Genomic DNA, 19983 nt, shown 5'->3' with positions numbered 1-19983 from the left:
ATCTACGCCGCTTGACCCCACCCCCCGAACCCCCTAAGAGACCCCATCGGCAAGGCCCCGGATTCGTCCGGGGCTCTGCTTTTGTTCGCAAGGACACTCACGACGGGCACCTACGGGGGCCTATAACATCAGGGTTTCGCGGCTTCTGCCGCAGGACCCGCACAGAAAACGGAAGACAGTAAACATGGCACTCAAGTCGTATAAGCCGACGACGCCGGGCCAGCGTGGGCTGGTTCTGATCGACCGTTCGGAGCTGTGGAAAGGACGTCCTGTCAAGGCCCTCACCGAGGGTCTGACGAAGTCGGGCGGCCGGAACAACACCGGACGGATCACGATGCGCCGCCGCGGCGGTGGGGCAAAGCGTCTCTATCGCATCGTCGATTTCAAGCGGAACAAGTTCGACGTCACCGCGACCGTCGAGCGGATCGAATATGACCCCAACCGGACCGCGTTCATCGCCCTGGTCAAGTACGAAGACGGCGAGCAGGCCTATATCCTCGCGCCACAGCGTCTGGGACTTGGCGACAAGGTGATCGCGTCGGCCAAGGCCGACATCAAGCCCGGCAACGCGATGCCCTTCTCGGGCATGCCGATCGGGACGATCGTCCACAACATCGAGCTGAAGCCCGGCAAGGGTGGCCAGATCGCACGCGCCGCGGGCACCTATGCCCAGTTCGTCGGCCGCGACGGTGGCTACGCCCAGATCCGCCTGTCCTCGGGCGAGCTTCGCCTCGTGCGTCAGGAATGCATGGCCACCGTTGGTGCCGTGTCGAACCCGGACAACTCGAACCAGAACATCGGTAAGGCCGGTCGCAACCGCCACAAGGGCATCCGCCCGTCTGTGCGTGGTGTCGTGATGAACCCGGTCGATCACCCCCATGGTGGTGGTGAAGGCCGGACCTCTGGCGGCCGTCACCCGGTTACCCCCTGGGGCAAGCCGACCAAAGGGGCTCGTACCCGCAACAAGAACAAGGCGTCGCAAAAGCTCATCATCCGCTCGCGTCACGCCAAGAAGAAAGGACGCTGATAGATGTCGCGTTCCGTCTGGAAGGGCCCTTTTGTCGACTCTTACGTCCTCAAGAAGGCCGAAAAAGCCCGCGAGTCGGGCCGCAACGAGGTCATCAAGATCTGGTCGCGCCGTTCCACCATTCTGCCCCAGTTCGTGGGCCTTACCTTCGGCGTCTACAATGGCAAGAAGCACGTCCCGGTGAACGTCACCGAGGACATGATCGGCCAGAAGTTCGGTGAATACTCGCCGACGCGGACCTATTACGGTCACGCGGCCGACAAGAAAGCGAAGAGGAAGTAAGCCATGGGCAAGGATAAGAATCCCCGCCGCGTGGCGGATAACGAGGCAATGGCAAAGCTGCGCATGCTGCGCACCAGCCCGCAGAAGCTGAACCTCGTGGCACAGATGATCCGCGGCAAATCCGTGGACAAGGCGCTGGCCGATCTGACCTTCTCGCAGAAGCGGATCGCACAGGACGTCAAGAAGTGCCTGCAGTCCGCTATCGCCAATGCCGAGAACAACCACAATCTCGACGTGGACGAACTGGTCGTTGCCGAAGCCTATGTCGGCAAGAACATGGTCATGAAGCGCGGTCGTCCGCGTGGCCGTGGCCGCTTTGGCCGGATCGTGAAGCCGTTTTCGGAACTCACCATCAAGGTGCGTCAAGTTGAGGAGCAAGCCTAATGGGTCACAAGGTTAATCCGATCGGCATGCGCCTGCAGGTGAACCGCACCTGGGACAGCCGCTGGTACGCAGATACCAAGGACTACGGGAACCTCCTGCTGGAGGACATCAAGATCCGTGAGTTCATCCACGAAGAGTGCAAGCAGGCGGGCGTGTCCCGTGTGATCATCGAACGTCCGCACCGCAAGTGCCGCGTCACCGTTCACACCGCGCGTCCGGGCGTGATCATCGGCAAGAAAGGCGCCGATATCGAAACCCTGCGCAAGAAGCTCGCGTCGATGACCGCTTCGGAACTGCACCTCAACATCGTCGAGGTCCGCAAGCCCGAGCTGGACGCTGCCCTGGTGGCAGAATCCATCGCGCAGCAGCTGGAACGTCGTGTGTCCTTCCGTCGTGCCATGAAGCGCGCCGTGCAGAACGCCATGCGCATGGGTGCCCTGGGCATCCGCGTGAACGTTGCCGGCCGTCTGGGTGGCGCAGAGATCGCGCGGACCGAATGGTACCGTGAGGGCCGCGTGCCGCTTCACACCCTGCGCGCCGACATCGACTATGCACATGCCGAGGCGTCCACGCCCTACGGCATCATCGGCATCAAGACCTGGATCTTCAAAGGCGAAATCATGGAGCACGATCCCGCTGCCCGTGACCGTCGCGCCGCTGAAGCCCAGGAAGGTGGCGGTCCGCGTCCTCAGGGCGGTGGCCGTGGCCGTCGTGATCGCTAAGGAGTAGAAGACAATGCTGCAACCGAAGCGCACAAAATTCCGCAAACAGCACAAGGGCCGGATCCGTGGTGAAGCGAAGGGCGGGTCTGACCTGAACTTCGGCACCTACGGCCTGAAGGCACTCCAGCCCGAGCGGGTCACCGCCCGTCAGATCGAAGCCGCCCGTCGGGCCATGACGCGTCACATGAAGCGTCAGGGTCGTGTCTGGATCCGGATCTTCCCCGATCTGCCCGTGACCTCGAAGCCCGTCGAAGTTCGGATGGGTAAAGGTAAGGGGTCCGTCGATTACTGGGCCTGCAAGGTCAAGCCCGGCCGGATCATGTTCGAGATCGATGGCGTGTCCGAGCCGATCGCCCGCGAGGCCCTGCGCCTGGCTGCGATGAAGCTGCCGATCAAGACCCGCACCGTGGTCCGCGAAGACTGGTAATCGGTGGGCAAACTGCCCACCCTACGACATCAAAACCCCCGTCGAGCTGATCGGCGGGGGTCTTCCTTTTGCTGCGATCCGGTTCGGGCGAGCCGTTTGACGTTGAGCGGGGCCAAGGCGGTTCGAACCGCCTTCCAACCCGATTTCGAAATCGGGTCAAAGCGCCTTCGAAGGCGCTTCCCTGCCCGGTCTTACCGGTCTCCGAACATATCCCCCAGGCCACCGAGAACCGATCCCTCGCCCTTGCTGCCACCCGGCATCGCGGCGCGCATGATGCGGTCGGCGAGGCGAGAGAAGGGCAGGCTTTGTAGCCAGACGGTGCCGGGGCCTTTCAGGGTGGCAAGGAACAGGCCTTCACCCCCGAAGACCATGGATTTCAGGTTCCCGGCCCGTTCGATGTCATATCCGACGCTGCCATCCATCGCCGCCAGACACCCTGTATCGACCCGCAGGGTTTCGCCCGCCGCAAGCTCTCGCTTGATGACGGTGCCGCCCACATGAATGAAGGCCATCCCGTCGCCGTTCAGGCGCTGAAGGATAAAGCCCTCGCCCCCGAAGAACCCGACGCCAAGCTTCTTCTGAAAGGCGATCCCCGTGGTTGTCCCGAAAGCGGCACACAGAAACGCATCCTTCTGACAGATCAGTTCGCCGCCGATCTCCGCCATATTCACGGGGATGATCTTGCCGGGATAGGGGGCCGCGAAGGCCACGCGCTTCTTGCCCTGACCGTTATTGGTGAAATGGGTGAGGAAGATGGATTCGCCCGTCAGCACCCGTTTGCCGACATTGAGCAACGAGTTCATGATCCCGCCCGAGGGACGCGCGCCATCGCCCATGCGACTTTCGAAATCGATGCCGTCCTCAAGGTAGTTCATCGCGCCCGCTTCGGCGATCACCTTCTCGCCGGGGTCAAGCTCCACCTCGACGATCTGCATGTCGTCACCAAAGAGCTCGTAGTCGACTTCATGGCATTGCATCGGAAATATCCTTTTGGCTGTTGGAAATGGAAATTACCCGGCCAGAGAATTGACGCCGCGCCTTCGGGCGTCAAGTGTCCTGTATCGGGAGCCGGGGTTTGCCGTGCGTCCGCTGCCGTTCATCCACAGCCGCCGTATCACGATACGGGGCCGGGCCTCACTCCCACCGGTAGTTGAAACTGACCGAGATGCGTTCCTCCTCGGCCATGTTCATCGGCACCTCGTGGCGCAGCCAGCTTTCCCATAGCAGCACATCGCCGACATCCGGTTTGACGTAGATGAAGGTCTTCAGCTCTTCCCGCGCGCCTTTCCTGCGGGCCGGGGCGGCCATCATCCGGCCGGATCGCGGGTCCTCCAGCTTCAATGCGCTGGCCCCGTCTGGCATCGCCACATAGGTTGTGCCGGAAATGACGGAATGCGGGTGCAGGTGGCTGGAATGCATGCCGCCCTCTGGCAGGATGTTGATCCAGAGATCCTCCAGCACCAGCTTGCGGCCATCGAGATCGAACTCCAGATCCTCGGCAAAGGCCGCGACGTGCTGATCGAGCACCTTCACCAGATCGGCAAAGATCGGAAAGCGCCAGGGCAGGTCGGTGAGCGAGGCGTAGGAGGTATAGCCGGGATAGCCGTTCGCCTCGCACCATTGCTGCCCGGCCTCGTCATCCTCGGCGATCACGATGCAGGAATTGTCCAGCTCCTGCGGGTCAATCTCAGGGGCGAATTCCGACAGGCGGGCGCGGTAGAGGCGGGTCACGAAGAGGGATGATATCTGGGCCATGCGCGTGCTATTACCCCAAGGCGTGCCGCCACGCGAGAGCCATCGCAGCCTTGTGGTGCAGGTTTTTCAATCTAACCCTTGCCCCCCACGCCCAACCCCCCTATAGAGCGGCATCGCACGCTTCCCCGGGTTCGCCCGGGGATTCGTCGTTTGTCATTCATCCACCAGGTCAACGGGTGACCCATCGCGGGGCTCGCTGGTGTTTTGAGAGAAGGAAGAAGGCGCATGAACGCCACCGAACTGCGTGACAAGACCCCGGATCAGCTTCGGGACGAACTCGTCAATCTGAAGAAAGAATCGTTCAACCTGCGGTTTCAGCAGGCCACCGGCCAGCTGGAAAACACCGCGCGTATGCGTCAGGTCCGCCGCGACACTGCCCGCATCATGACGATCCTGAACGAAAAAGCAGCCGCCGCTGCGTCGGCCGAGTAAGAGGAGCCACTTAGATGCCCAAACGTATCCTTACCGGCACCGTCACCAGCGACAAGAACGAACAGACCGTCACCGTGTCTGTCGAGCGCCGCTTCAAGCACCCCGTGCTGCAGAAAACCATCCGTAAGTCCAAAAAGTACCGGGCTCACGATGCCAACAACACTTTCAAGGTGGGGGATACCGTCCGTATCCAGGAATGTGCCCCCATCTCGAAGTCGAAACGCTGGGAAGTGATCGCGAACTAAGCGATCCCGTTCCAGATTGAACGAAACCCTGGGGGATCAAACAAGACCAGCCCCCACAGGTCGGGAGAAACCACATGATCCAGATGCAGACCAATCTGGATGTCGCTGACAACTCCGGCGCTCGCCGGGTGCAGTGCATCAAGGTCCTGGGTGGTTCCAAGCGTAAATACGCCTCCGTCGGCGACATCATTGTCGTCTCGGTGAAGGAAGCCATCCCGCGCGGCCGCGTGAAGAAAGGGGACGTCCGCAAGGCCGTCGTCGTGCGCACCGCCAAGGAAGTTCGCCGTGAAGACGGCACCGCAATCCGCTTTGACCGCAACGCCGCCGTGATCCTGAACAACGCAGGTGAGCCGGTCGGTACCCGTATCTTCGGGCCGGTTGTGCGCGAACTGCGTGCCAAGAACTTCATGAAGATCATCTCGCTCGCCCCGGAGGTGCTGTAAGATGGCTGCTAAGCTGAAAACCGGCGACAAGGTCGTCGTGCTGGCCGGCAAGGACAAGGGCAAGGAAGGCACAATCGCCTCCGTCGACCCCAAGGCCGGCAAAGCCGTCGTGGACGGCATCAACATGGCGATCCGCCATACCCGTCAGAGCCAGACCGACCAGGGCGGCCGCCTTCCCAAGGCAATGCCGATCCAGCTGTCGAACCTCGCGCTGATCGACGCAAACGGCAAACCGACCCGCGTTGGCTTCCGCATGGAAGGCGACAAGAAGGTCCGTTACGCCAAGACCACGGGGGACGTGATCGATGCTTGATTCCGCAAACTACACCCCGCGTCTGAAGGCCGCCTACAAGGACAGCATCCGTGCTGCCATGAAGGAAGAGTTCGGCTACAAGAACGACATGCAAATCCCGCGCCTGGACAAGATCGTCCTGAACATCGGCTGCGGGGCCGAAGCGGTTCGCGATTCCAAGAAGGCCAAATCGGCCCAGGAAGACCTGACCGCCATCGCTGGCCAGAAGGCTCTGACCACCACGGCCTCCAAATCGATCGCCGGTTTCCGGGTTCGTGAAGGCATGCCGCTTGGCGCCAAGGTCACCCTGCGCGGCGACCGCATGTACGAATTCCTCGATCGCCTGATCACGATTGCAATGCCCCGCGTCCGCGACTTCCGCGGCGTGTCGGGCAAATCCTTCGACGGCCGTGGCAACTACGCCATGGGCATGAAGGAACATATCGTGTTCCCCGAGATCAACTTCGACAAGGTCGATGAGGTCTGGGGCATGGATATCGTGATCGCCACCACCGCGAAGACCGACGCGGAAGCCAAGGCGCTGTTGAAGCATTTCAACATGCCGTTCAACAGCTGAGCCGCGGAGAGGAAGTAGAACATGGCTAAGAAAGCAATGATCGAACGCGAACTGAAGCGGGAACGTCTGGTGGCACAATATGCCGCCAAGCGCGCCGCGCTGAAGGAAATCGCGAATGACGAAGAGCGGCCGATGGAAGAGCGGTTCAAGGCGCGCCTGAAACTGGCGAAACTGCCCCGCAACAGCTCTGCCACCCGTCTTCACAACCGTTGCCAGCTGACCGGTCGCCCCAAGGCGTATTACCGCAAGCTGAAAATGTCGCGGATCAAGCTGCGTGACCTGGCCTCGAACGGCCAGATCCCCGGCATGGTCAAGTCGAGCTGGTAAGGAGGGTTTGACATGATGAACGATCCTATCGGTGATATGCTGACCCGTATCCGCAACGCCCAGATGCGCGGCAAGTCGACCGTGTCGACCCCGGCATCGAAGCTGCGCGCATGGGTTCTGGATGTGCTGGCCGACGAAGGCTATATCCGCGGCTACGAACGTGGCACGGATGCAAAGGGCCATCCCACCATCGAAATCAGCCTCAAGTACTATGAAGGCGAGCCTGTGATCCGCGAAGTCAAGCGCGTGTCCAAGCCCGGCCGCCGCGTGTACATGAGCGTCAACGACATCCCGCAGGTCCGTCAGGGCATGGGTGTTTCCATCGTCTCCACGTCCAAGGGCGTGATGTCGGATGCAGCTGCACGTGGCGCCAATGTTGGCGGCGAAGTGCTCTGCACCGTGTTCTAAGGAGGTTTGGCAATGTCTCGTATTGGTAAGAAACCGGTCGAGCTGCCGTCGGGTGTGACTGCATCCGTCTCCGGCCAGACCGTTGAAGTGAAGGGCCCCAAGGGCACCCGCAGCTTCACCGCAACCGACGATGTGACGCTCTCCGTCGAAGACAACGCCGTGTCGGTCACCCCGCGCGGCAAGTCCAAGCGGGCGCGTCAGCAGTGGGGCATGTCCCGCACCCAGGTCGCCAATCTGGTGACCGGTGTGACCGAAGGCTTCAAGAAAGAGCTGGAGATCCAGGGTGTGGGTTACCGCGCGCAGATGCAGGGCAATGTCCTGAAACTGTCGCTCGGCCTGTCGCATGACGTGAATTTCGAGGTTCCTGCCGGGGTCACCGTGACCGCGCCGAAGCCGACCGAAATCATCGTCGAAGGCATCGACCAGCAAGAGGTCGGCCAGGTTGCAGCAAACATCCGCGAATGGCGCAAGCCCGAGCCCTACAAGGGCAAAGGCATCCGCTACAAGGATGAGTATATCTTCCGCAAGGAAGGCAAGAAGAAGTAAGGGCGCGAACAATGGCAAACAGCAAACAAGTCCTGTTCCAGAAACGCCGCCTGCGCGTCCGGAACAAGCTGCGGAAAACCGCGAATGGGCGTCCGCGCCTGTCGGTGCACCGTTCGAACAAGAACATCAGCGTGCAGCTGATCGACGACGTGAATGGCGTCACCCTGGCCTCCGCCTCCACCATGGAGAAGGATCTGGGCGTGGTCGGCAAGAACAACGTCGAAGCGGCCACCAAGGTGGGCGCGGCGATTGCCGAGCGTGCCAAGGCCAAAGGCGTCGAAGAATGCTACTTCGACCGTGGCGGCTTCCTCTTCCACGGCAAGGTGAAGGCTCTGGCCGACGCTGCGCGTGAAGGTGGTCTGAAGTTCTAATCACTTGCAGGCGGCTCCGGTCAGGGGCCGCCTCGATGATCGGGGGACTGGGTTTGCGCCTGTCCACTGCGATCGACGCAACCGGCGCATAGCGCGCCACCTGAAAGAGGATGCCAATCAATGGCAGAACGTGAACAGCGCCGCGGCCGCCGCCGCGAAGAGCGCGAAGAAACCCCGGAATTCGCTGACCGCCTTGTCGCGATCAACCGTGTGTCCAAAACCGTCAAAGGTGGTAAGCGCTTCGGCTTCGCCGCCCTCGTGGTTGTGGGCGACCAGCGTGGCCGCGTCGGCTTCGGCAAGGGCAAGGCCAAAGAGGTGCCCGAGGCGATCCGCAAGGCGACCGAGCAGGCCAAGCGTCAGCTGATCCGCGTGCCGCTGAAGGAAGGCCGCACCCTGCATCACGACGTCAAGGGCCATCACGGCGCTGGCAAGGTGACCATGCGCACCGCTCCGGAAGGCACCGGGATCATCGCCGGTGGTCCTATGCGCGCCGTGTTCGAGATGCTGGGCGTCAAGGACGTGGTTGCCAAGTCGACCGGGTCCCAGAACCCCTACAACATGATCCGCGCCACGCTGGACGGTCTCCGCAACGAGTCCTCCCCGCGTATGGTTGCGGCTCGCCGTGGCAAGAAAGTGGCCGACATCCTGCGCAAGCCGGAAGCCGAAGCCACCGCCGAAGCCGCTGACTCGTAAGGAGACGCACCCATGGCAAAAACCATCGTCGTCAAGCAGATCGGTTCCCCGATCCGCCGCCCCGCCATCCAGCGCCAGACGCTGATCGGCCTGGGCCTGAACAAGATGCACAAGACCCGCGAACTGGAAGATACCCCTTCGGTCCGTGGCATGATCGCCAAGATCCCGCATATGGTCGAAATCATCGAAGAGCGCGACTAAGCTACTCTGAGAGGTTAAGGAAGCGCCCCGGTCGACAGGCCGGGGCGTTTTCTATTGCACAGTCTTTGCGGCGTCAGCCTCTGCGATTTTCTCGTGGAACTGGTCGGGACGGTTGCCGGACGGGTAGGGCTCGGACGGCACGTCGCAGCCCAGAAATGCGCAGAGCGGCTCCCATCCGCTGCCAAGCTCATAGGTCAGCAGGCGCTCGGGCGGGATCCTGGCCTTCACCCGCGCGATGTGATCCTTGTAGACGCCGACAACGTGGTCCCGGTCGTCCAGATTTCCGGAAAAGAGCTGATCCCGGATGACTGACGTGCCGAAGCTTTCGGCATCGGTGCTGTCGCGCAGAACCGGCAGAATGGTGTTCTGCATGCTTTTGAACCAGCCCGCCGCATCGCGTAGAGACAGGATGATCTTGGCGTTCGGGTAGTGATCCGCCAGCGCATCCCAATAATGCGTCGAGGGCCAATCGACTGTGGATCGGTAGCCGTCGAACACACGGTCCCAATCGGGATCGGCACCTGCTGCAATCGCCCGCCATTGGGTGTTCAGTTCAGGCCGCTCCATGACCTCGTGCATGTGGTGGCAGGGACCGAACCCCAGCATCTCCAACGCACGTTTGAGCGACTCGGTTCCCGTTCGGCCGAACCCGGCCCCGATGATCTGTAGCGCCATTCCTGCATCCCCCTTTTTGGCGATGCTAGGTGACTAGGCGAGGATTGCCAGAAAAATCCGGGACGACCTGTCAGGGCCGTCTGTTCGTAAATCCCACCCCAAGCCGCTCCAACCGGTCATCGACGAAATCCCGCTCCTCGGATGTCAGTCGCTGATGCCGGGGATAAACCGGGTCCTCGCGATCCCGGCAAATGGGCATGTCCCAGCCATGGGTGGTGGCGAAGAAGCGGTCCGCCCCCTCGACGCCAAATTCCCGCAGATAGCCCTGCACCACCACATCCAGATAGCTCTGCAGCAGGACGTGGTCGCCCGATTCTTCTATATGATCCGCGCTCGCGCGATAGATCTGGATGTCGGGCAGGGGTGGGTGGTCATGGCGAATCTCCAGAACCGGTAACCGGTGATAGGCCCGTTCGCGTTCATCCAGCGCCACCCAATCGGCCCCCGGTACAGCAGCGATCAGCCCGTCAATTTCCTCGCCATGCGCCTCCACCGCAGTCAGAAAGGCAACGCGCCGAAGCTTGGACTTTTTCCATTCGCGCGCCCATCCGGTCACCGTCGCCTTGGCGGCACGGGGGTAGGTATGAGTTGATCGGTTCACAAGGCTGCCATAGCCAAAGAAGAAAGGGTCAGACATGGCGATAGAGATGCCCGCGTATGCGGTTGCATGCAAGGGCTTGCCGGAATCAAAAAGATCGCTATCCTGCCCCTCGTTCAAGCAGGGAGAATCCGGTTCCGTACCGGTGCCGAAGGAGCAACCGCCCCGGTAAACTCTCAGGCGCCAGGACCTGCTGGAACATCGAAACTCTGGAGAGAGGCGCGTGTTGCGTCCGCCGAAGGGATAACGATCTCAGGCGAAAGGACAGAGGGGGCATCGTGACATGCGGATTACGCATGTTTTAGCGATGCCGGGCCAGCCCCGGTCGATGAAAAGGGGAGGCCGCATGAGCGATCTGAAACACCTGCCGCTGAAGGCGCTGCACGAGGCGCAGGGCGCCAAGATGGTGCCGTTCGCGGGCTATGAGATGCCGGTGCAATTTGCCGCCGGGGTCATGGCGGAACATCAGCACACACGGGAAAAGGCGGGTCTGTTTGACGTCAGCCATATGGGTCAGGTCCTGCTGCCGCTGTCGGCGGATGCGGCGCTGGAGGCTCTGGTTCCGGTCGATGTGATCGGCCTGAAGGAAGGCCGCCAGCGGTATGGGCTTTTTACCAATGACGCGGGCGGGGTTCTGGATGACCTGATGATCGCGCGGCGGGCGGGGGATCTGTTCCTCGTCGTCAACGCCTCTCGCAAGGAACATGACATCGCCCATATGCGCGCCGCTATCGACGGCGTGGATGAAGTGACCGACCGCGCGTTGCTGGCGCTGCAAGGGCCGCTGGCGGAAACCGCACTGGCGCGGCTGGTGCCGTCTGTTGCGGAGATGAAGTTCATGGATGTGGCGCAGGTGGCTTGGAACGGCGTGGAGCTGTGGATTTCCCGCTCGGGCTATACCGGTGAGGATGGGTTCGAGATCTCGGTCCCCGCCGATGCCGCCGAAGGTTTCGCCTCCGTGTTGCTGGAGATGGAAGAGGTCATGCCCATTGGCCTCGGCGCCCGCGACAGCCTGCGGATGGAGGCCGGGATGCCGCTATACGGCAATGACCTGACCGAAGAGATTTCCCCCATCGAGGCCGGGATGACCTGGGCCGTGAACAAGGTGCGCCGCGTGGGCGGTGACCGGGAGGGTGGCTTCCCCGGTGCGGACCGTATCCTGGACGAAATGCAGAACGGTGCAGCGCGCCGCCGCGTGGGCCTGCGGCCCGAGGGCCGTGCGCCGATGCGTGGCGGTGTGCCCCTCTTCGATGCGGCTGAGGGCGGCACCCAGATCGGTGTGATCACCTCCGGCGGCTTTGGCCCCTCGGTCGGCGCGCCGATCGCCATGGGGATCATTGACAGCGCCGTGCCCGCGGACATTACGCTTTATGGCGAGGTTCGCGGCAAGCGCCTGCCTGCTGCGCAGACCGACCTGCCGTTCCACAAACCCGATTACAAACGCTGATCCAACGAAAGGGAGAGACCCAATGAAATTCACCGAAGAACATGAATGGCTGCGCGCCGATGGCGATATCGTGACTGTCGGCATTACCGAGCATGCCGCCACCGCCCTTGGCGATGTGGTGTTCGTCGAATTGCCCGAGGCCGGCACCCAGGTGGCCAAGGATGACGACATCGTGGTGATCGAATCCGTCAAGGCAGCATCCGACATCATGGCGCCGCTCGATGGTGAGATCGTGGAAGTGAACGACGCGCTCGCCGATACCCCCGGCATGGTCAATGACGACCCCATGGGCGAGGCGTGGTTTTTCAAGATCAAGGCGACCGACCTCTCGCAGATGGACGAGTACATGGACGAAGACGCCTATAAAGAGATGATCGACTGAGGAGAGACCCAGATGGCCTTCACCCCCACGGATTACAAACCCTACGACTTCGCCAACCGCCGCCACATCGGCCCTTCGCCCTCGGAGATGGCGGAGATGTTCGAGGTGCTGGGGGTGAAGGATCTGGACGAGCTGATCGAACAGACCGTTCCGGCCAGCCTGCGCCAGGACAAGCCGCTCGATTTCGGCAAGCCGATGTCGGAACGGCAGTTGCTTTACCACATGCGGCAGGTGGCCAAGAAGAACAAGGTCTTCTCCACCATGATCGGGCAGGGCTTTTACGGCACTGTCTGCCCGCCCGCGATCCAGCGCAACATTCTGGAAAACCCGGCCTGGTATACGGCTTATACGCCCTATCAGCCCGAGATTTCTCAGGGGCGTCTTGAGGCGTTGCTGAACTACCAGACCATGGTGACCGACCTCACCGGTCTGGATATCGCCAATGCTTCGCTGCTGGATGAGGCAACGGCGGCGGCAGAGGCCATGACCATGGCGCAGCGCGTGTCGAAATCGAAGGCGACGGGCTTCTTCGTCGATGAAAACTGCCACCCGCAGAACATCGCGGTGATGCAGACCCGGGCCGCACCGCTTGGCATCGAGATCATCGTGGGTTGCCCCGACGATCTGGACCCTGACGCCGTCTTCGGCGCGGTGTTCCAGTATCCGGGCACCTATGGCCATGTGCGCGACTTCACCGACGAGATTGCCCGCCTGCACGAAGCCAAGGCCATCGGCATCGTCATCGCCGATCCGCTGGCGCTGACCGTGCTGAAGGAGCCGGGCGCCATGGGCGCGGATATCGCCGTGGGATCGACGCAGCGCTTTGGCGTGCCCATGGGCTTTGGCGGCCCCTCGGCGGCCTATATGGCCTGCAAGGACGCCTACAAGCGCAACATGCCGGGCCGGATTGTCGGTGTGTCCATCGACGCGCAGGGCAACCCCGCCTATCGCCTGTCGCTGCAAACCCGCGAACAGCATATCCGCCGCGAAAAGGCCACCTCGAACGTCTGCACCGCACAGGCGCTGCTGGCCAATATCGCCAGCTTCTACGCCGTGTTCCATGGGCCGGAGGGGTTGAAGGCCATCGCGCAGCGGGTGCATCGCAAGACCGTGCGCGTGGCGCGGGGGCTGGAGGAAAAGGGCTTCAAGGTCGAGCCTGAGAGCTTCTTCGACACGATCACCGTGGATGTGGGCCCGTTACAGGGCGCGATCATCGACGCCGCCCGGCGCGAGCGGATCAATGTGCGCAAGATTGGTGGGACGCGGATCGGGATCTCGCTGGACGAAACCACGCGGCCCGAAACCGTCGAACGTCTGTGGCGCGCCTTCGGTATCCATGACCGAAAGGCGGGTCTAACGGCGGAATACCGCATCCCGGACGCTCTGCTGCGCCAGTCGGACTATCTGACTCATCCGATCTTCCACCTCAACCGGGCAGAAACCGAGATGATGCGCTACATGCGTCGTCTGGCGGACCGGGATCTGGCGCTCGATCGCGCGATGATCCCGCTCGGGTCGTGCACCATGAAACTCAACGCCGCGGCCGAAATGATGCCGATCACCTGGCCCGAGTTTTCCAACATGCACCCCTTTGCCCCGGCGGATCAGGCTGAAGGCTATGCGGAACTGGCCAAGGATCTGTCCGATCAGCTGTGCCAGATCACCGGCTATGACGCGATGAGCCTGCAGCCGAACTCGGGCGCGCAGGGCGAATATGCGGGTCTGCTGACAATTCAGGCCTATCACCGTGCCAACGGGCAGGGAGATCGCAATATCTGCCTGATCCCGGTATCGGCCCACGGCACCAACCCTGCCTCGGCGCATATGTGCGATATGAAGGTCGTGGTGGTGAAGTCGGCAGAAAACGGCGATATCGACGTGGAGGATTTCCGCGCAAAGGCCGAGGCGGCGGGCGACAAGCTGGCGGCCTGCATGATCACCTATCCCTCGACCCATGGCGTGTTCGAGGAAACGGTGCGCGAGGTCTGCCAGATCACTCATGACCATGGCGGCCAGGTCTATATCGACGGGGCCAACATGAACGCCATGGTGGGTCTGGTGCGTCCCGGCGATATCGGCGGTGACGTCAGCCACCTGAACCTGCACAAGACCTTCTGCATTCCGCATGGCGGCGGTGGCCCCGGCATGGGTCCCATCGGCGTCAAGGCGCATCTGGCCCCGCATCTGCCGGGCCACCCGGAAACCGGGGGGGAACAAGGGCCGGTTTCGGCGGCTCCGCTCGGCTCGGCCTCGATCCTGCCGATTTCCTGGGCCTATATCCTGATGATGGGCGGCGAGGGGCTGACGCAGGCGACCAAGGTGGCGATCCTCAACGCCAACTACATCGCCAAGCGGCTGGAAGGGTCCTATGACGTGCTCTTCAAAGGCAAGGGGGGGCGCATCGCGCATGAATGCATCCTCGACACCCGCCCCTTCGCGGACAGCGCCCATGTGACCGTGGATGACATCGCCAAACGCCTGATCGACAACGGCTTCCACGCGCCGACCATGAGCTGGCCGGTGGCGGGCACGCTGATGGTGGAACCGACGGAGTCGGAAACCAAGGCGGAACTGGACCGGTTCATCACCGCCATGCTCTCTATCCGTGATGAAATCGCGGCCATCGAGAAGGGCGAGATGGATGCCGAGAACAACCCGCTCAAGCACGCGCCGCACACGGTGAATGCGCTGATCGGGGACTGGGACCGGCCCTATAGCCGCGAACAGGGCTGTTTCCCGCCGGGCAGCTTCCGGGTGGATAAGTACTGGCCGCCGGTGGGGCGGGTGGACAATGCCTATGGCGACCGGCATCTGGTCTGCACCTGCCCGCCGCTGGAGGAGTATCTGGACGCGGCAGAGTGAAGCAAGGAAGGCGCCGGCACCCCCGGCGCCTTTTTCGTTAGCGGGCGTTGAAGCGGCGGCGCAGCTGTGCCAGCGTGTATTGCTTTTCAACGGGTCCGTGTTCTTCCGGGTAGAAACCGGGATCGGACGGCAGGCAACCCCGCCCGCAGACCTGATACATGAACCCGGTCTGTCCGTTGATGAACCACAGCCGCCCGCCGGGTGTCGCCACCCAACCATTCACGCCACGGGCCATGTCCCCTTCCACGTCGATGGTTGAGGGAACCTCGCCGTCATAACCGGGTGCCCAGGCCGCATGGGTGTGCCAGGACGAAATGATCTGAAATCCCGGCTCGACCGGGATCATCCCACAAGACGCTTCGCCCCCCCAACTGACCTTGCTGACATCCAGCTGCCCCGAGGGCGTGCGCACGATATAGCCGCAGACCTCGCGGTTATGGGTGATCGACTGGGGGTTCATGTTGCGCAAAAGGGCATGGACCAGCTCTGTCTCCTCGACGCTTTGCGCCTGTGCGGCGGGGACGGTCAGGGCGAGGGCTAGAAGCGCGGAAATGAGGCGCATGGGGGACTCCAATTCTCTCAATCTCATGAAAAGATAGGGGCAGCCGGGGCGTGATGCCAGCCTTGTTTGTCCCCGGCTCCGGTGCCACTCTGACAATGGCTGAGGAAAGGCAGGCGAGATGAGCGACCAGAGAACAGAGCCCCAGGGCGACCTGACCCTGCGTACGGTGGCGATGCCCGCCGACATGAACGGCAATGGCGATATCTTCGGCGGATGGGTGCTGAGCCAGATGGATATCGCTTGCGGTATCCTCGCCCGCGAACGTGCGCGCGGGCGCTGTACCACGGTGGCCGTCGATGCGATGAAGTTCATCCGCCCCGTTGCCGTGGGCGATGTGCTGTGCGTCTATACGCGGATCGGGCGTGTGGGTCGCACCTCGATGGGGATCGAGGTCGAAGCCTGGGTCAAACGCGGCGCGGTTGGTGAACGCGAAAAGGTGACCGAGGCGCTCTTTACCTTCGTTGCCATTGACGAAGAGGGCAGGCCAAGGCCGGTGCCCGCGTCCGAGACCTAGAGGATCTCGACCCGTCGGCGGTCGATCTGCACCGCGCCCGATGCATCGGTCGTGACGATAAACAGGTCGCCATATTCCACGGGCGGTGGCCCTTCCAGGTCTAGCGTTTCCCAGATGTCGCGCAGATTGCCACTGTTGCCGACCCAGACGACGCTTCGGCCCGCAGACAGTCGGGCAATGCGCCGGGCGATCTGATCCACGGAAACGCGCGTGATTTCAAGGCCTTTGGCACGCGCCAGGGGTTCGGCCGTATCAAGATTGCGCTGAATGCCGGGGCTGTAGATTGCGTCAATTTCCACGCTCTCCAGGGCATCGGCGAAGGCTGCTGCGCGGACGATCCCCTGCGGTGTCAGGTTCTCGTCGACCCGATCGGCATGTCTGTAGATGATCAGACGGCTGTTCGGCGCCAGACTATGGCCTGTGACGCGCGAGAGCGGTGAACAAGCCGCCGCCGCTCCGAGTGCGGTGAACAATAAACCACGTCTGCTGATTGCAAGCATATCTTTCCCCCCGTTTCGTATTGGGGATCGAAAGTAGCATGGATGGGAAAGCTTTCAAAATGCCGCTTCGTTTTCAGGCATTTTGACGGAAAAACCCCCGGAAGACGGGGATCTTCCGGGGGTACAGTCAACAACAGGCAGGGACAACTCAGATCATCGCCCAATCGGTAAAGCGGAACCCCGTGGGGCGCTTCGTGCCCTTTTGGCCATTGGTCCGGTGGGAGGGGCCGTTCTGGCGGGACGGGGCGGGCATGGGACGATCCTTTCGGGCGGTGTGATCTTGCGTATATGCATGGGTCGCCGCCGCCCGGCGGAAGGTTCAAAAGAAATCGGCGCGGGCGTGTTTCAGGCGCTGACCTTCGCATGGCTTCGCACGAACGCCTCGATATCAGCCGCTGGTCGCGCCCCGCTGAGACGCCCGATTTCCCGGCCGTTCTGAAAGAGGATCAAAAGCGGAATGCCCCGGATGCCGAATTTCTGGCTGACCTGCGGGAAATCCTGTGTGTCGATCTTGGCGAAGCGGGCATGAGGGGCAAGCGACCGCGCCGCCTGCTCAAATTGCGGGGCCATCATCCGGCAGGGTCCGCACCACGGCGCCCAGAAATCCACCAGCAGCGGCAGTTGGTCGGTCTTGCTGGCCTTGGCCAGCGTTGCCGGGTCCAGCGCCTTGACCTTGCCATCCACCAGTTTCGCCCCGCAGACCCCACATTTCGGGCCCGAGGTCAATTTGTCGGTCGGCACCCTGTTGACAGCCCCGCAATCGAGGCAGGTGAGTTTGGCGGCAGCGGACATGGGACTCTCCATTTGATTGACACAGACAATAAATGGGCAGTGTGGCCTGCGATGCAAGGGGCCTTAACCAAAGAAGAAGGGGCGCAGCCTGCGCCGCGCCCCGTTCAGGAATTCTGTCGCGTGTGGCCGATCAAGCCAGGGCGATATTGGTCGCGCTTTCGCGGCCGTCACGGCCAGCTTCCAGATCGTAGGTCACTTTCTGGTTGTCGGCGAGGCCGGTCAGGCCAGCCCGTTCCACGGCGGAGATGTGGACGAAAACGTCCTTGCCGCCCGTTTCGGGTGCGATGAAGCCGAAGCCTTTGGTGGTGTTGAACCATTTCACGGTGCCAGTGGCCATATCCGTGGTCTCCTAGATTAAACGTCGCCCGCAGTATGCGGCAACTCTGGCGTCAGTCGGTAGCAGGTCGAGACTGAAGCCGTTTAGGGAGACAGAGGTCGAAATGCGGTAACGGTCGCACCGCGCATATGGGGGCAGGCGGAGCAAAATGCAAGGATAATCGTCTATCCATGACCCGAGAGGCGCGACGACCGGACCTATACGAATGGATAGTACGCCATACGCCTGCACATCTTCGCGGGTGGGGTCGGGGCGGCTAGGTTGGTGATATTCCGAGCATGAGGCGGGTGATCCGATCGGAAGCGGGTCGCGCATCTGCCCCCACGTGGGCGCGTCTTGATCGGAACGGGTTGCCCCTGCGCGCGGACTCACGGAACGCGCGGGAAGCGCCTTCGGCAGTCGGGAGAGAAACAGGGGGCGATGCCATAGCGCCCCCTGTTTTTCGTTTTGAGGTAGATGCTCAAGACATCTCGCGGTCGGCGTGGCAATGGGTTCTTGCCACGCATTTGGCAATACCGGCGACTACCTCACGAATTTCTTGTACTTCACCCGCTTGGGCTCCAGCGCGTCCGGGCCGAGGCGGCGTTTCTTGTCTTCCTCATAGGCCTCGAAGTTGCCCTCGAACCATTCCACATGGGCTTCGCCCTCGAAGGCCAGGATGTGGGTACACAGACGGTCGAGGAAGAAGCGGTCGTGCGAGATGATCACGGCGCAGCCTGCAAAATCTTCCAGCGCGTCTTCCAGCGCCCGCAGGGTTTCCACGTCCAGATCGTTGGTCGGTTCGTCGAGCAGCAGGACGTTGCCGCCCTCTTTCAGCAGCTTCGCCATGTGGACGCGGTTGCGTTCCCCGCCCGACAGAAGCCCGACCTTCTTCTGCTGGTCGCCGCCCTTGAAGTTGAAGGACGAGCAATAGGCCCGTGAATTGACCTGCGCGTCCCCCAGTTCGATGATCTCGGCTCCGCCCGAGATCTCTTCCCACACCGTGGCATTGGCGTCGAGCGCGTCGCGGGACTGGTCCACATAGGACAGCTTGACGGTGTCGCCATAGTCCACGGTGCCGGCATCGGGTTGTTCCTGCCCGGTCAGCATGCGGAAGAGGGTCGATTTACCGGCGCCGTTGGGGCCGATCACGCCGACGATGCCACCGGGCGGCAGGGCGAAGGACAGGTCCTCGACCAGAAGCTTGTCGCCATAGGCCTTTTGCAGCCCCTCGACCTCGATCACCTTGCTGCCAAGGCGGGGCCCGTTCGGAATAACGATCTGCGCGCGGGTGATCTTTTCGCGCTCGGACTGGCTGGCCAGATCGTTATAGGCGTTGATCCGGGCCTTCTGCTTGGCCTGACGCGCCTTGGCGCCCTGCCGGATCCAGTCCAGTTCGCGTTCCAGCGTCTTTTGGCGCGACTTGTCCTCGCGCGCTTCCTGCGCCAGCCGTTTGGCCTTCTGTTCCAGCCAGGCGGAGTAGTTGCCCTCGTAGGGGATGCCGCGGCCGCGGTCGAGTTCCAGAATCCAGCCGGTGATATCGTCGAGGAAGTACCGGTCGTGGGTGACGATCAGGATCGTGCCCTTGTAGTCGATAAGGTGCTGTTGCAGCCAGGCGATGGTTTCCGCGTCCAGGTGGTTGGTCGGTTCGTCGAGCAGCAGCATGTCGGGCGCTTCCAGCAGCAGCTTGCACAGCGCCACACGGCGGCGTTCCCCGCCAGACAGGTTCGCGGGCATCGCATCATCGGGGGGGCAGCGCAGGGCCTCCATCGCGACGTCGATCTGGCTGTCGAGATCCCACAGGTTGTTCGCGTCGATCTCGTCCTGCAGGGCCGCCATTTCGTCGGCGGTCTCGTCGGAATAGTTCATCGCAAGCTCGTTGAACCGGTCGAGCTTGGCTTTCTTCTCGGCCACACCCAGCATGACGTTATCGCGCACCGAGATGGTTTCATCCAGCTGCGGCTCCTGCGGGAGGTAGCCCACCTTGGCGCCCTCGGCGGCCCAAGCCTCGCCGGTGAAATCCTTGTCGATCCCGGCCATGATCTTCATCAGCGTGGATTTGCCGGCGCCGTTGACGCCCACGACACCGATCTTGACGCCGGGCAGGAAGCTCAGCCGGATATTCTCAAAGCATTTCTTGCCGCCGGGATAGGTCTTGGAGACCCCGTCCATGTGATAAACATACTGGTAGGAAGCCATAGGA

The 19983-nt window shown here is 62.2% G+C and carries 29 protein-coding genes and 1 riboswitch; of the genes, 20 read left to right on the top strand and 9 right to left on the bottom strand.

Annotated features, from left to right (window positions below; genetic code table 11):
* Positions 1–184: 184 nt before the first annotated feature.
* From rplB to rplP, 5 genes are read left to right on the top strand one after another with little or no spacing between them, the layout of a single operon-like run.
* Entirely contained in the window at positions 185–1027 is an 843-nt protein-coding gene (rplB, locus tag BKY26_RS03205; RefSeq protein WP_071688955.1) for a 50S ribosomal protein L2, read from the top strand.
* A 3-nt stretch (positions 1028–1030) separates the two neighbouring features.
* Complete coding sequence (rpsS, locus tag BKY26_RS03200; protein WP_071688954.1) at positions 1031–1309, top strand: 30S ribosomal protein S19; 279 nt, start codon at positions 1031–1033, stop codon at positions 1307–1309.
* 3 nt (positions 1310–1312) lie between these two features.
* Positions 1313–1693 carry a 50S ribosomal protein L22 gene (rplV, locus tag BKY26_RS03195; protein ID WP_071688953.1) on the top strand — a complete coding sequence of 127 codons (381 nt, stop codon included), beginning with the start codon at positions 1313–1315 and terminating at the stop codon, positions 1691–1693.
* Positions 1693–2415 carry a 30S ribosomal protein S3 gene (gene rpsC / locus BKY26_RS03190; protein ID WP_071688952.1) on the top strand — a complete coding sequence of 241 codons (723 nt, stop codon included), beginning with the start codon at positions 1693–1695 and terminating at the stop codon, positions 2413–2415. The genes rplV and rpsC overlap by 1 nt, the downstream gene beginning before the upstream one ends.
* A gap of 13 nt (positions 2416–2428) precedes the next feature.
* Positions 2429–2842: a 50S ribosomal protein L16 gene (gene rplP, locus BKY26_RS03185; RefSeq protein WP_071688951.1), complete on the top strand. Its 414-nt coding sequence runs from the start codon at positions 2429–2431 to the stop codon at positions 2840–2842.
* 191 nt (positions 2843–3033) lie between these two features.
* On the opposite strand, the gene BKY26_RS03180 is transcribed toward rplP, so the two are convergent.
* Together BKY26_RS03180 and BKY26_RS03175 are read right to left on the bottom strand one after the other, a co-directional pair.
* On the bottom strand, positions 3034–3819 hold the full coding sequence (locus tag BKY26_RS03180) for a TIGR00266 family protein (protein ID WP_071688950.1): 786 nt from the start codon (positions 3817–3819) through the stop codon (positions 3034–3036).
* Positions 3820–3976: 157 nt separating this feature from the next.
* Complete coding sequence (locus BKY26_RS03175; protein WP_071688949.1) at positions 3977–4597, bottom strand: 2OG-Fe(II) oxygenase family protein; 621 nt, start codon at positions 4595–4597, stop codon at positions 3977–3979.
* A gap of 225 nt (positions 4598–4822) precedes the next feature.
* Here BKY26_RS03175 and rpmC point away from each other — a divergent pair, with 225 nt between their 5' ends.
* The 11 genes from rpmC to rpmD all read left to right on the top strand — a co-directional run bounded on the left by rpmC (position 4823) and on the right by rpmD (position 9132).
* The gene (gene rpmC / locus BKY26_RS03170; RefSeq protein ID WP_071688948.1) at positions 4823–5029 is read left to right on the top strand and encodes a 50S ribosomal protein L29; all 207 of its coding nucleotides are present in this window, start codon (positions 4823–4825) and stop codon (positions 5027–5029) included.
* A 14-nt stretch (positions 5030–5043) separates the two neighbouring features.
* A complete protein-coding gene (gene rpsQ / locus BKY26_RS03165) occupies positions 5044–5274 on the top strand; it encodes a 30S ribosomal protein S17 (RefSeq protein ID WP_071688947.1) in 231 nt (76 codons plus the stop codon).
* A 74-nt stretch (positions 5275–5348) separates the two neighbouring features.
* A complete protein-coding gene (gene rplN / locus BKY26_RS03160; RefSeq protein ID WP_007427594.1) occupies positions 5349–5717 on the top strand; it encodes a 50S ribosomal protein L14 in 369 nt (122 codons plus the stop codon).
* Between the two features lies 1 nt (position 5718).
* Complete coding sequence (rplX, locus tag BKY26_RS03155) at positions 5719–6030, top strand: 50S ribosomal protein L24 (protein WP_071688946.1); 312 nt, start codon at positions 5719–5721, stop codon at positions 6028–6030.
* Positions 6023–6586, top strand: coding sequence for a 50S ribosomal protein L5 (gene rplE, locus BKY26_RS03150; protein ID WP_071688945.1), 564 nt, complete (start codon positions 6023–6025; stop codon positions 6584–6586). The genes rplX and rplE overlap by 8 nt, the downstream gene beginning before the upstream one ends.
* Before the next feature lie 21 nt (positions 6587–6607).
* Entirely contained in the window at positions 6608–6913 is a 306-nt protein-coding gene (rpsN, locus tag BKY26_RS03145) for a 30S ribosomal protein S14 (RefSeq protein ID WP_071688944.1), read from the top strand.
* Positions 6914–6928: 15 nt separating this feature from the next.
* A complete protein-coding gene (rpsH, locus tag BKY26_RS03140; protein ID WP_071688975.1) occupies positions 6929–7321 on the top strand; it encodes a 30S ribosomal protein S8 in 393 nt (130 codons plus the stop codon).
* Between the two features lie 12 nt (positions 7322–7333).
* Entirely contained in the window at positions 7334–7867 is a 534-nt protein-coding gene (rplF, locus tag BKY26_RS03135) for a 50S ribosomal protein L6 (RefSeq protein WP_071688943.1), read from the top strand.
* An 11-nt stretch (positions 7868–7878) separates the two neighbouring features.
* A complete protein-coding gene (rplR, locus tag BKY26_RS03130) occupies positions 7879–8238 on the top strand; it encodes a 50S ribosomal protein L18 (protein WP_071688942.1) in 360 nt (119 codons plus the stop codon).
* A 120-nt stretch (positions 8239–8358) separates the two neighbouring features.
* Positions 8359–8931, top strand: coding sequence for a 30S ribosomal protein S5 (rpsE, locus tag BKY26_RS03125; RefSeq protein ID WP_071688941.1), 573 nt, complete (start codon positions 8359–8361; stop codon positions 8929–8931).
* Positions 8932–8943: 12 nt separating this feature from the next.
* Positions 8944–9132, top strand: a complete 189-nt coding sequence (gene rpmD / locus BKY26_RS03120; RefSeq protein WP_071688940.1) for a 50S ribosomal protein L30 — start codon at positions 8944–8946, stop codon at positions 9130–9132.
* Positions 9133–9183: 51 nt separating this feature from the next.
* Here rpmD and BKY26_RS03115 read toward each other — a convergent pair whose 3' ends face one another.
* Both BKY26_RS03115 and BKY26_RS03110 read right to left on the bottom strand, forming a co-directional pair.
* On the bottom strand, positions 9184–9807 hold the full coding sequence (locus BKY26_RS03115) for a sulfotransferase family protein (RefSeq protein ID WP_071688939.1): 624 nt from the start codon (positions 9805–9807) through the stop codon (positions 9184–9186).
* 70 nt (positions 9808–9877) lie between these two features.
* Positions 9878–10444, bottom strand: a complete 567-nt coding sequence (locus BKY26_RS03110) for a gamma-glutamylcyclotransferase family protein (RefSeq protein ID WP_071688974.1) — start codon at positions 10442–10444, stop codon at positions 9878–9880.
* A 73-nt stretch (positions 10445–10517) separates the two neighbouring features.
* Positions 10518–10607: riboswitch (glycine riboswitch) on the top strand.
* A gap of 144 nt (positions 10608–10751) precedes the next feature.
* On the opposite strand from BKY26_RS03110, the gene gcvT reads away from it, so the two are divergent.
* The 3 genes from gcvT to gcvP are packed head-to-tail and all read left to right on the top strand — an operon-like array spanning position 10752 to position 15096.
* A complete protein-coding gene (gene gcvT, locus BKY26_RS03105; protein ID WP_071688938.1) occupies positions 10752–11852 on the top strand; it encodes a glycine cleavage system aminomethyltransferase GcvT in 1101 nt (366 codons plus the stop codon).
* 22 nt (positions 11853–11874) lie between these two features.
* Positions 11875–12234, top strand: coding sequence for a glycine cleavage system protein GcvH (gene gcvH / locus BKY26_RS03100; protein ID WP_071688937.1), 360 nt, complete (start codon positions 11875–11877; stop codon positions 12232–12234).
* Positions 12235–12246: 12 nt separating this feature from the next.
* Positions 12247–15096, top strand: a complete 2850-nt coding sequence (gene gcvP, locus BKY26_RS03095; protein ID WP_071688936.1) for an aminomethyl-transferring glycine dehydrogenase — start codon at positions 12247–12249, stop codon at positions 15094–15096.
* A gap of 37 nt (positions 15097–15133) precedes the next feature.
* On the opposite strand, the gene BKY26_RS03090 is transcribed toward gcvP, so the two are convergent.
* Entirely contained in the window at positions 15134–15658 is a 525-nt protein-coding gene (locus tag BKY26_RS03090; RefSeq protein ID WP_071688935.1) for a DUF4329 domain-containing protein, read from the bottom strand.
* 118 nt (positions 15659–15776) lie between these two features.
* On the opposite strand from BKY26_RS03090, the gene yciA reads away from it, so the two are divergent.
* Positions 15777–16172 (top strand): acyl-CoA thioester hydrolase YciA, encoded by a 396-nt coding sequence (yciA, locus tag BKY26_RS03085; protein ID WP_071688934.1) that lies wholly within the window; start codon positions 15777–15779, stop codon positions 16170–16172.
* On the opposite strand, the gene BKY26_RS03080 is transcribed toward yciA, so the two are convergent.
* From BKY26_RS03080 to ettA, 4 genes are all read right to left on the bottom strand, one after another.
* Complete coding sequence (locus tag BKY26_RS03080) at positions 16169–16672, bottom strand: histidine phosphatase family protein (protein ID WP_071688933.1); 504 nt, start codon at positions 16670–16672, stop codon at positions 16169–16171. The two genes, yciA and BKY26_RS03080, sit on opposite strands and share 4 nt — an antisense overlap.
* 345 nt (positions 16673–17017) lie before the next feature.
* On the bottom strand, positions 17018–17464 hold the full coding sequence (gene trxC, locus BKY26_RS03075) for a thioredoxin TrxC (RefSeq protein ID WP_071688932.1): 447 nt from the start codon (positions 17462–17464) through the stop codon (positions 17018–17020).
* Between the two features lie 130 nt (positions 17465–17594).
* Positions 17595–17801, bottom strand: coding sequence for a cold-shock protein (locus tag BKY26_RS03070; protein ID WP_071688931.1), 207 nt, complete (start codon positions 17799–17801; stop codon positions 17595–17597).
* Positions 17802–18323: 522 nt separating this feature from the next.
* Positions 18324–19979 (bottom strand): energy-dependent translational throttle protein EttA, encoded by a 1656-nt coding sequence (ettA, locus tag BKY26_RS03065; RefSeq protein ID WP_071688930.1) that lies wholly within the window; start codon positions 19977–19979, stop codon positions 18324–18326.
* Positions 19980–19983: the final 4 nt, after the last annotated feature.

Source organism: Nioella sediminis, from assembly GCF_001879695.1.
GTDB lineage: Bacteria > Pseudomonadota > Alphaproteobacteria > Rhodobacterales > Rhodobacteraceae > Nioella > Nioella sediminis.
The sequence above is the reverse complement of the archived record's forward strand: the minus strand, read 5'-3'. Positions and strand labels throughout refer to the sequence as shown.